Raw genomic sequence first — 11,499 nt, forward strand, 5'->3', positions numbered from 1 at the left:
ACTTCCAAAACAGCCAATTCGGTGACGACTTTTTTCACGCAGCCCACACCGGTTAATGGAAGCGTACATTTTTTAAGAATTTTTGATTCTCCCGCTTTATTTACGTGCATCATGGCAACGATTATATTTTCTGCAGAGGCCACCAAGTCCATAGCGCCACCCATTCCTTTAACCATTTTGCCGGGAATCTTCCAGTTGGCAATATCCCCATTTTCGGCCACTTCCATAGCACCTAAAATGGTGAGATCTACTTTTTGGGCACGAATCATTCCAAAACTAAAGGCTGAGTCAAAAAAACTCGCCCCAGGAAGTGTGGTAATGGTTTGTTTTCCAGCATTGATGATGTCGGCATCTTCTTCACCTTCAAAGGGAAACGGACCCATACCGAGTACACCATTCTCCGATTGAAATTCGACCGAAATATCCGTACGTACATAATTGGCAACTAAAGTAGGTATCCCAATCCCGAGATTCACGTAGTAACCGTCTTGTACTTCTTTTGCAATTCGTTTTGCAATTTGATTTTTATCTAATGCCATAATGTAATGTGTCAATTTGATAATGTGTCAATGTGATTTTAATGTGTCAATTTGAGAATGTATCAATATGTCAATTATTTTATTGACTAATTGGCTCATCGTCTCATTTGCTCATTGGCATATTGTCTAATTATTTCTGTCTTACCGTTCGTTGTTCAATTCGTTTTTCAAATTTTTCACCTTGGAAAATGCGTTGCACCATAATCCCCGGAATATGAATTTCATTGGGATCAAGGGTTCCTGCGGGTACCAATTCCTCAACTTCTGCAATGGTGATTTTGGCTGCACCGGCCATTACCGCATTGAAGTTGCGCGCGGTTCCTTTGAAAATCAAGTTTCCAGCTTCGTCACCTTTCCATGCTTTTACAATGGAAAATTCAGCGTTATAGGCCAATTCCATCACGTGCATTTTTCCTTTGAATTCTCGGGTTTCTTTACCTTCTGCGACCTCCGTTCCATAACCAGCTGGAGTAAAGAACGCGGGAATTCCGGCTTGTGCAGCACGGCATTTTTCGGCTAAAGTTCCTTGAGGGGTTAATTCTACTTCGAGTTCACCTGATAACATTTGACGTTCAAATTCAGCATTTTCGCCTACATAGGAAGAAATCATTTTTTTGATTTGCCGCTTTTGAAGTAGTAAGCCCAGTCCAAAATCATCGACACCGGCATTGTTTGAAATACAGGTCAAATTTGTAGTTCCTTTGCGCACTAATTCGGCAATGCTATTCTCTGGAATCCCGCATAGTCCAAAACCGCCAAGCATAATGGTCATGCTGTCTTCGATACCTTGAAGTGCCTCAGAAACCGTGTTTACTTTTTTATTGATCATAAGGGAAAATTCGTTGTTTTTGTGGCGTAAATTTAGGAAAATAAGCCTAAGAAATTGAGTTGATCCCATAAAAAAATCCCGCCCAAATTTGAACAGGATTCTGGTATTTAGCCCTGATGGAAGCGGCATCCCCGTAACGAAGTGTAGGGACCTGCCTTATTCGGCAGGCAGATACAGCGGACAGCAGGAAAATGCTCCTAATTAGAGACCTTTAAATTCATCCAAATTTTGATCATCTACCGGATCAACTGCCGTTGAGTCGCTGGAAGTAGAAGAACTACGAGAACTCCAGCAATCTACTTTAATAGCGAATCCTTCTGGTTTTTCAAATTCGTCCTTGGATATTTGTAGGTCAGGATCTTCGTAGCATTTCTCCATAAAATATCCCCAAATAGGTAAGGCAGCTGTGGCACCTTGCCCGTAGATAGTACTTTTGAATCGCGCTGAACGGTCTTCACAACCAACCCAAACACCCGCAGCTAAATTGGGCACCATTCCAATAAACCATCCATCGGATTGATTTTGAGATGTTCCGGTTTTTCCAGCAATCGGATTGGTGAACATATACGGATAACCGGTCCAACGTTTATCACCGCTACCTCCGGATTCTGTGCGTAAACGAACCCCCGAACCTTCATCGGTCACCCCTTCTAATAATTTAATTACAGCAAATGCTACATCTTTATTGAGTACATCATGTGATTCGGGTGCCGGTTCATAGAGGACCGCACCATTTTTATCTTCAATGCGTTGAATAAATTGCGGTTTGATATACACCCCTTGATTAGCAAAAGTAGCGTAGGCTGCAACCATATCTTGTACGGTAATATCAACGGCCCCTAAAGCAATTGAGGGCTGAAGGGGAATTTCGGTGGTTACCCCTAATTTTTTGGTCAGCTCTACCACCGGTTCAGGCCCTGTTTTGTCAATTAGTTTTGCCGATACCGTATTTATAGAGTAAGCTAGTGCTTTTTTCAAAGTTACCATTCCGCGGTATTGGTGGTCGGAGTTGCGCGGTTCCCAATCTTCAGTTACATGATGACGCCCTTTACGAATCATAAAAGGCCCATCAATAATGGTATCACAAGGAGACATGTCTAACTGTTCGATTGCCGTAGCATAAACAAAAGGTTTAAAGGTCGACCCCACTTGACGCGCGCCTTGTCCCACGTGATCATATTGAAAGTATTTATAATTGATACCCCCAACCCAAGCTTTAATATGACCCGTTTGTGGTTCCATTGCCATTAAACCCGCTTGTAAGAAATGTTTGTAGTAGCGAATCGAGTCCAACGGTGTCATAATGGTATCGCGTTCTCCTTCCCAAGTAAATAGGGTCATTTTGGTTTTTTTATTAAACGACGCAATGATTTCTTCCTCTGATTTTTCATCGGCTTTTAAAATCCTCCAACGTTCAGAGTTACGCATCGATTGATTGATGATTTTATCCGTTTCTTCTGGAGTAATGTTAACAAAAGGCGCATTTTTATTGTCTTTTTGTTGTATGAAAAATTCTTCTTGTAAGTTTTTCATGTGTTCTTTTACCGCTTCTTCGGCATGTTCTTGCATTTTAGAATCTAGAGTGGTATAAATTTTCAAACCATCACCATAAATATCATATTCTTCACCATCCGGACTTTTATGATCTTTCACCCAATTTTTCATAAAGTCACGCAAGTATTCACGAAAGTATGTGGCCAATCCATCGTAATGATTTTCGGGATGAAAATCCAATTGTATAGGTTGTTTTTCGAGCATTTCTTTTGCCGATTCTTCCAACTTATTATTGCGCACCATTTGTTGCAAAACAATATTTCGACGTTTAGTTGAACGCTCGGGAAAACGTTTGGGATTAAAGCGCGAAGGGTTAGTTAACATGCCCACTAAGGCTGCACTTTCATTAATGGTCAAATCTTTGGGTTCTTTATTAAAATATACTTTTGTAGCCGAACGAATACCAACGGCACCATTTACAAAATCGACTTGGTTAAAATACAAAGCGATGATCTCATTTTTGGTATACTGACGCTCTAAACGCACAGCAATAATCCATTCTTTAGCCTTTTGAATTACACGAAACAAAGGAAATTTTGAGCCTTCCCCATGAAACAATAATTTAGCCAATTGTTGCGTAATAGTACTCGCTCCTCCGTTTGCCCCAAGTTTTAATGCAGCACCAACAGTGCGTTTAGCATCGATACCGGAGTGTTCATAAAAACGTTCATCTTCTGTAGACACTAATGCATCAACGAGATGTTTGGGTAAATCTTTGTATTTAACAGCCGTTCGGTTTTCGTTATAAAATTTTCCTAAGACAACACCATCACTAGAAATGATTTCGGTGGCCAAATTGGAGTTTGGATTTTCTAAATCTTCAAACGAAGGCATTGCCCCAAATAATCCCCAAGAAGCAAAAAGAAAAAATAAAATCACACTTCCTAAAGTGTAAAAAAACAAACGCCAGAACTTCTTCTGGTAATAGTTGATGTCTTTCTCGACAGCCGTGTTTTTGTTTTTGTTTTGTGCCATAATTATTCGGTCGTTTCTACTCTAAATCCAACTTCCGTGATGCCTTTTAAACGTTCAACACCGGGAACTTTACCGGTTTCGCGAAGTGCTTGTTGAATACACACTTTATACGTCCCTTTTTGCGAAAAGGTATAATTTTCTTTGTAGTACAATTTACTTTCTTTCACATCAGAAAAACCATTACCCATTAATGTGCCATCGGGATTGGCCATTTTATATTCTAAGGTGTCTACATTCACTTGGTGATTGGGCTGTTCTAGTGAAACAATAACAAATAAATTTTCAAACGGGTAATCTGCATTATCCCTAACGTTTAAAAACAAATTGTATTTTTTAGATGGATCCATTTTTGGTAAATCAAAGCATACAATGCTGTCTTTATGCCAAGCATTGCTTACGGATTTGTATTGGTCAAAAACTGCTTTTTTATCACATGAAGTAAGCAAAACGCCCAATATCAAAAGCACTAAATTAATTTGAACCTTCATTTTTGTTTTTGGAGTCATTATTGTTTCTACGGTCTTTAAATCCGTTGCGTTTTTTGTTCCGATTGTTTGGATTTCCTGTACGTTCACCCGTTTCATTTTGATTGGTTTGCTGCGAACGGTTGGAAGGGTTTCGATGGGGTTGATTTCCCTGATTGGGATTGTTTTTTTGCGGATTTGTAGCTTGCTGACCCTCAACAAACATACCTTCGCGCCCTTTGTTCTTATTTCGGTTTTTGTTTTTATTTCGGCTTTTATTTTTAGGTTGGTCAAAACGGGTAATGCTTTCTTGGCCAACCACATTGTTAAATGTTTTTTCTACTTCTTGCTCTACCTCAAGGGCAAAATCTTCTAAAGAGGCCACTAAGTTGCCGTTTTTATTACTATCGATAATTTCTTTCACCTGTTCAATTCGCAATACATGCCAAGCAGCAAAATTATCGGTATAAGCATACCACATTAAGCCTTTGAAAATATCTTGTTTTTGGCAAACCGCATCCCCTTTTTCTGTTTTTAAACGGGTTTCATAATCGGGAAAATCTTTTAAAGCATCCATGTAGGTGTCCAATTCAAAATTGAGACAACATTTCAGTTTTCCACATTGACCCGCTAGTTTTTGTGGGTTCAACGACAATTGTTGGTACCGTGCAGCCGAAGTATTGACACTTCGAAAATCGGTTAACCAAGTCGAACAGCACAATTCGCGGCCACAAGATCCAATCCCGCCCAAACGAGAGGCTTCTTGCCGGAAACCTACTTGCTTCATTTCGATACGAATTTTGAATTCTGAAGCGTAATCTTTAATTAGTTGCCGGAAATCTACACGATCATTTGCAGTATAGTAAAACGTAGCTTTTGAAGCGTCACCTTGGAATTCGATGTCGGAAATTTTCATTTCCAAGTTCAAATCAATGGCCAATTCTCGTGCTCGAACCTTCATTGGTTCCTCACGATCACGCGCGGCACTCCAAATGTCAATGTCTTTTTGCGAAGCTTTACGATAGATTTTTAAGAGTTCTGGCGAATGATAATCGACACTTTTCTTCTTCATTTGAATTTTAACCAACTCCCCCGTCAATGTTACAATTCCAACATCATGTCCCGGAGAAGCTTCCGTAGCTACAATGTCGCCAATACTTAAGGTTAAATTTTCGGAATTTCGGTAAAATTCTTTGCGTCCGTTTTTAAAACGCACTTCTAAACAGTCAAATGGAGTTTCACCCGAAGGTAAATTCATATTGGCTAACCAATCGAAGACGGTGAGTTTATTGCAGCTATTGGCGCCGCAAGTTCCATTATTGCCACATCCTTTGGAACCGTCACTTTTAGACGAACCGCAGGAACAGTTTGTACATGCCATAGGTTGAAATATATATTGATCGTCGTTTTACTTAACGACTACGTTTATGCTAAACGATTTGTTCGTAAAGATAGTATTTTTTCAAATATGGAAAATGCAAATCGACCCAGTGTATTTTTAACTACTACCACCTGATTTCGAGTAAAAACAGGCTATAATTTGCCAAGTTAATTTACAATCAAATAAACTTTGTCCGACAATCGAACCCGCGATGGTACGGCAAACGTAACTTTATCACCCGCATGAGCGATTGTGCCTGCTTTACCATTAATATGCATGGTGGAAATTGTTAGCTCCATTTCGCCGGTAGTCGGACCCACAATTACGATTTTATTTCCGTTTTGTAATGTCCCGTTTTGCATTTCTACCAAACCAATCCCGGCTTTTACATAGTAATGACTGACGTTGCCCAAAAGTGTTTTTTTCAAGCGCCGTTTCGGACTGATTTGCTGCCGAATTGAGGTAATCGCTTTTGCTAAATGGGCCTCAGGTAATACGCCAGAATGCTTGAATTTTAATTTTTCCGATTTTCCTTTCCGAAAAACTTTGTTTCCTACTTGGATTCCCTTTCGCAATTTCACTTGTTCGGCCAACGGAAGATGAATTGTATCTAAACATTCTTGTGAGCAACAATTTTCCATCGCAGATTGGCATGCATCACACTGGATAAACAATAAATGACAGCCATCGTTGACACAATTGGTATGATTATCACAGGGGTTTCCACATTGGTGGCATTGGGCAATGATATCATCTGTGATACGTTCACCCAAACGATGATCAAATACAAAGTTCTTTCCAATGAATTTACTTTCTAAGCCTTCTTCTTTGATTTGTTTGGCATAATTGATAATCCCGCCTTCCAATTGAAAAACATTTTTAAATCCTTGGTGCTTGTAATAGGCACTTGCTTTTTCACAACGAATCCCCCCCGTACAATACATGACCAAGTTTTTACTTTCTTTAAAATCTTTTAATTGCTCGTTAATGATGGGCAATGATTCCCGAAATGTCTCCACATCGGGGGTGATTGCTCCTTTAAAGTGTCCTACTTCACTCTCATAATGGTTCCGAAAATCGACTACTATAGTGTTCGGATCGTCTAAAATCGCATTAAATTCCCGGGCATTCAAATGCACACCTTTGTTGGTCACATCAAAAGTTTCGTCGTTTAATCCATCAGCTACAATTTTGTGCCGCACTTTAATTGTCAATTTCAAAAACGAGAAATCATCTTGCTCAACCGCTACATTTAAGCGAATCCCACGCATAAATTCATAGGCTTCTAAAGTTGCGCGAAACGCTTCAAAATGTTCGGCAGGAAGACTCATTTGTGCATTGATTCCTTCATGGGCGACATAAATACGACCTAGCGCATCTAGCGTATTCCAAGCTAAAAATAAATCGTCGCGAAATTTTTTTGGGTCTTCAATTTTGGCATACGCATAGAAAGACAATGTCAACCGTTGTTGACCCGCTTCATCAATAAGTTGAGCTCTTTCCTCTGCGCTTAATGTGTTGTACAGTTGCATACTATAAACGAATTAAGTGAGATAAATTGAATTCACAATGGCAGAATTCATGGACAAAGGTACATTTTTATTTTAATTTTCATCTTTTGGGCGCATCCCCAGGGGTCGGGCTATTCGCTACAATCGTTGGGAAACCCCAACGGATTTTCACTCCTATCCCTTGCGCGAAGTGCTGCTTATGATAACATTTAATAGCGCTAAGTTTTATAAACAAAAAACCCACAAAGGTTATCCAATGTGGGTTTATTTTTAGGGTTTAAGCAACTTAACAGAATTCTCCGTAGGCCTCTTTTAAATTTTCTGCAATCATTTCTGCAGGGCGGCCTTCGATATGGTGGCGTTCCAACATGTGAACCAATTCGCCATCTTTAAATAACGCCATACTAGGCGATGAAGGAGGGAACGGAAACATATGTTGACGTGCTGCATCGACTGCTTCGCGATCAACACCAGCAAATACTGTAATTAAATGATCAGGTTTTTTGGTGCCTTCTAAACTCATTTTAGCTCCTGGACGTGCATTTCGAGCCGCACAGCCACATACAGAGTTTACAACAACTAATGTAGTCCCATTTTGTTTAATTGCGTTTTCTACCGCTTCAGATGTATATACGTTTTGAAAACCGGCATCTGTTAATTCAGCACGCATTGGTTTTACCATTTCTTCTGGATACATATCTTTTACTATTACGTTAATGTACTACAAAGGTACACGATTTTATAAATAAAATTAACCAACAAACGATAAAGATTTGTTATAAATTATAAGGTAATTACCCCAAAAACCGATGCCACAATGCTTTTAAAAATAAGCGCTTGGGACAACGTAAGATTATAGTCAAATCTTCTAAAAGCGTCGATTCTTCATCTAAAAATTTAAAAATTGGCGCGACTTTTCCTTTTCGAAACATACGGGCAAAAATCGAACTTCCTACTTCGTTTTTATGAAATAAAATATCGATTAATAGTAAATCATATAGCCAAAAACGATTGATCCGATGAAATTTACGCATATCGCTATTTTGGGTTAAAAATTGGGCCAACGATTGGGATTTTTTCACCGCGTTTTTAAAAGTATACCCGGTACTCGCTTTTGTCCAACCGCCTGCTGAACCGATATGTAAAATCCGTTCGGTATTGTGTTTCCAAAAGGGGCAACAGGTCATTGGGATATTGCCTTGTTCGGTTTCGGTAATCGTGTAATCGGTTACACCGAGACGATCTAAATACGCTTTAATTTCATTTTCATACACCTCGCGTTGGAGTAAGTTGGCAGAAAACAGCGTAAATTCTACCAAAGCCTCTTTTTCAGCGATGGGTAAAACATACATAAATCGGGTATTGGCATTTTGTGGAACTGAAAAATCCATGAAAGTAACGCAGTCGGGCGTGAATACCGGAGAGGTTGTTTTTACCATCCATCCTACAAAATGTTGATGTACTAGAGGAAATTTTTTTTGCGCAAGTACTGCCTCGGGAGTAAATATCGAATTGATGACATAATTGGAAGTATAATTTCCTGTTTCTGTAGTCACGACACATTGGTTGTTCAATTCATGATAACGAATTACTTTTTCCTGAATAAACTTGATGTTGGGATACGTTTGTATTTCCTCCATTACCGATTGATAAAAATCCAACCCTCGAATCATGCGGTAGGAATAAGGCGCTAAGTTAAATCGGCGTTCAAATTGCGCATCTGCAAACAAAGCGGTATTCCAAGATTGCTTTTGTATTGATGCAAACCATCCTTCAGAATCCCAAAAGCACCAGGTGCGATCGTTAGTTTTTTTGGCATCAGCGTCCAACAACAAAATGCGTTTGTCTTGATAAAACGGATTTTGAACCATTTCACGAACAGTTAATAATGCCGCGAGTCCGGTGCCGGTAAAAATGTAATCGTAATGCAACATTAGATTCGAAAGGATATACCGAAAGCCAAATAAAAGTCGGCTGTCTCACCGGCAATTCGCTTTCCTGCAGACAAATCTAACATAAAATCGTTGGAAATCAAATAGGTGAAACCACCATCGATACTGTGATTAGGTTTCTCGTTTTGTGGGAAAAACCCAAAAATTTCCCCATAAAAGCCTAAGTCTTGCGTTAGGCTATATCCCAAAGTTAGTGTATAAAGACCGGAAGGCTTGCCATCAAACGGACTCCAATTGGCACCAACATTGTACCCTAGATTTAATCCGTCCATTAGGGTATTTTGAAGTGTAAACCTAAAATTTGGGGCATAGTAATTCCCCTTGTAATCTGGAGAAGCCCAATCGGGAATTGCCAGATGTGCAATTAAAGATGTTTTTGGGCGCCCTTTCTTTTCCTCACAAAAATTAACTTTTGCACCGAGTTGAATGGGCTGAATACCCGCTAATTTTTCACCCCCAACTACATCACTATTCCATTCGGTAATCATTCGTAGTTCCCAGGATTTCGCTATTCCATATTTCCACAATGAGGAGGGCAACGAATAGGTTTTTAGATCGTCGTCTTTTTTAAAACTAAAACCCGATTCTAATTGAAATCGTCCTTTTGGAACGGTAAATGAAGTTTCCGTTTGATCGGGGCGGTCACATTGGATTGGTGACTGCCCTAAACAGTTTAGACTTATAAATAAAAGAAAGACAAATATATTTTTCAAATTAATTTTTAGACAAATCTAAAAAAATATTTTGATTATAAAAAATTTTATATTTTTGAAACAAAAAAAACTAATGTCTCCTTCGGAAGAAAATTATATTAAAGTAATTTATCATTTGTCTCAAGTGACTCCTATGGGTGTTTCAACAAATGCAATTGCGACCACTCTCGAAACCAAGGCATCTTCGGTAACGGATATGCTCAAAAAGTTGGCCGAAAAAAAATGGGTTAATTATCAAAAATACCAAGGGGTTACCCTTACGGATTCGGGCAATCAAAAAGCCAAAATGATTATTCGTAAACATCGTTTGTGGGAAGTTTTTTTGGTTGAAAAACTAGATTTTTCTTGGGATGAGGTCCACGAAATTGCCGATGAATTAGAGCATATCCAGTCTGACACTTTAGTTAGCCGATTGGATAAATATTTAGGTTTTCCTTCGTTTGACCCCCACGGAGATCCTATACCCAATGCAAATGGAGAAATTGCAAAACAAGAACGTTTATTGTTGTCGCACGCTGTCATAAATCAAGTGTATCGCTTTATTGGAGTGTGCGATTCATCCACTCAATTTTTGCAATTTTTGGATAAACAGCAAATTGCTTTGGGCGATGAAATAACAATAGTTGATCAAGAACCTTTTGATCATTCAATGACTGTTCGAATTAATGCCAAAGAATTAGTGCTTTCGCAAAAAATAGCCGATAACCTTTATGTTTTGAATTATGTTAGATAGTGTACTTCATTTTTTTGAACAAATTGACCCCGTTTTAGCCGCTTTGTTGGCTACTATGTTTACCTGGGGATTAACTGCCTTTGGGGCTTCATTTGTTTTCTTTTTTAAGTCAATGAATCGGGTAGTTTTAGATGGGATGTTGGGTTTTACCGGAGGGGTTATGGTAGCTGCAAGTTTTTGGAGTTTGCTAGCTCCTGCAATCGAAATGAGTGAGGGCGATGGATTTATCAAAGTGATTCCTGCAGCACTTGGCTTTTTACTGGGTGCCTTTTTCATTTTTGGGTTAGACAAAGTGCTACCGCATTTACACCTTAATTTTAAAGAAACCGAAGGGATCAAATCGCCATGGCAACGTACTACATTATTGGTTTTGGCAATTACTTTACACAATATTCCTGAAGGTTTAGCAGTAGGCGTTTTATTTGGCGGAGTAGCCGCTGGTATTCCTGAAGCATCGATTGCTGGGGCCGTTACTTTGGCTATTGGAATAGGAATTCAAAATTTTCCAGAGGGTATTGCTGTTTCTATGCCGCTTCGTCGTATGGGGATGAGCCGTTGGAAAAGTTTTATGTATGGACAATCCTCAGCTTTGGTAGAGCCCATAGCAGGAGTTTTGGGCGCAGTAGCGGTTACATTTTTCACCCCAATATTACCCTATGCCTTGGCATTTGCTGCTGGCGCGATGATCTTTGTGGTGGTTGAAGAAGTAATTCCCGAAACCCAACAAGATAAAAATACCGATATTGCTACTTTGGGTTTTATTGGTGGTTTTATTGTCATGATGATGCTCGATGTAGCTTTAGGATAAATAAAAAAAGGCAGCGATTCAGCTGCCTTTTTTATGAATA

At 39.2% G+C, this 11,499-nt stretch carries 11 protein-coding genes; 2 read left to right on the top strand and 9 right to left on the bottom strand.

The features are described 5' to 3' along the window. The 9 genes from Q0039_RS08270 to Q0039_RS08310 all read right to left on the bottom strand — a co-directional run. Positions 1–539, bottom strand: a 539-nt coding sequence (locus tag Q0039_RS08270) for a 3-oxoacid CoA-transferase subunit B (RefSeq protein ID WP_297511563.1), incomplete at its 3' end; no start/stop codon positions are given. Positions 540–669: 130 nt separating this feature from the next. Then, positions 670–1,368, bottom strand: a complete 699-nt coding sequence (locus Q0039_RS08275; RefSeq protein ID WP_297511564.1) for a CoA transferase subunit A — start codon at positions 1,366–1,368, stop codon at positions 670–672. Positions 1,369–1,569: 201 nt separating this feature from the next. Next, a complete protein-coding gene (locus Q0039_RS08280; RefSeq protein ID WP_297511565.1) occupies positions 1,570–3,897 on the bottom strand; it encodes a PBP1A family penicillin-binding protein in 2,328 nt (775 codons plus the stop codon). Positions 3,898–3,899: 2 nt separating this feature from the next. Continuing rightward, positions 3,900–4,385 carry a gliding motility lipoprotein GldH gene (locus Q0039_RS08285; protein ID WP_297511566.1) on the bottom strand — a complete coding sequence of 162 codons (486 nt, stop codon included), beginning with the start codon at positions 4,383–4,385 and terminating at the stop codon, positions 3,900–3,902. Further along, positions 4,369–5,742 (bottom strand): regulatory iron-sulfur-containing complex subunit RicT, encoded by a 1,374-nt coding sequence (gene ricT, locus Q0039_RS08290; protein ID WP_297511567.1) that lies wholly within the window; start codon positions 5,740–5,742, stop codon positions 4,369–4,371. Before ricT ends, Q0039_RS08285 begins: the two co-directional genes overlap by 17 nt. A 167-nt stretch (positions 5,743–5,909) precedes the next feature. Further along, the gene (locus tag Q0039_RS08295) at positions 5,910–7,274 is read right to left on the bottom strand and encodes a rhodanese-related sulfurtransferase (protein ID WP_297511568.1); all 1,365 of its coding nucleotides are present in this window, start codon (positions 7,272–7,274) and stop codon (positions 5,910–5,912) included. Between the two features lie 265 nt (positions 7,275–7,539). Next, a complete protein-coding gene (locus Q0039_RS08300; RefSeq protein WP_297511569.1) occupies positions 7,540–7,950 on the bottom strand; it encodes a BrxA/BrxB family bacilliredoxin in 411 nt (136 codons plus the stop codon). 97 nt (positions 7,951–8,047) lie between these two features. After that, complete coding sequence (locus tag Q0039_RS08305) at positions 8,048–9,187, bottom strand: lycopene cyclase family protein (protein WP_297511570.1); 1,140 nt, start codon at positions 9,185–9,187, stop codon at positions 8,048–8,050. Further along, positions 9,187–9,918 carry a transporter gene (locus tag Q0039_RS08310; protein WP_297511571.1) on the bottom strand — a complete coding sequence of 244 codons (732 nt, stop codon included), beginning with the start codon at positions 9,916–9,918 and terminating at the stop codon, positions 9,187–9,189. The genes Q0039_RS08305 and Q0039_RS08310 overlap by 1 nt, the downstream gene beginning before the upstream one ends. A gap of 73 nt (positions 9,919–9,991) precedes the next feature. On the opposite strand from Q0039_RS08310, the gene Q0039_RS08315 reads away from it, so the two are divergent. Next, complete coding sequence (locus tag Q0039_RS08315) at positions 9,992–10,651, top strand: metal-dependent transcriptional regulator (protein ID WP_297511625.1); 660 nt, start codon at positions 9,992–9,994, stop codon at positions 10,649–10,651. After that, complete coding sequence (locus tag Q0039_RS08320; protein WP_297511572.1) at positions 10,641–11,459, top strand: ZIP family metal transporter; 819 nt, start codon at positions 10,641–10,643, stop codon at positions 11,457–11,459. The genes Q0039_RS08315 and Q0039_RS08320 overlap by 11 nt, the downstream gene beginning before the upstream one ends. Positions 11,460–11,499 lie beyond the last annotated feature (40 nt).

The sequence above is a fragment of the Flavobacterium sp. genome (genome assembly GCF_027484945.1).
Lineage (GTDB): Bacteria > Bacteroidota > Bacteroidia > Flavobacteriales > Flavobacteriaceae > Flavobacterium.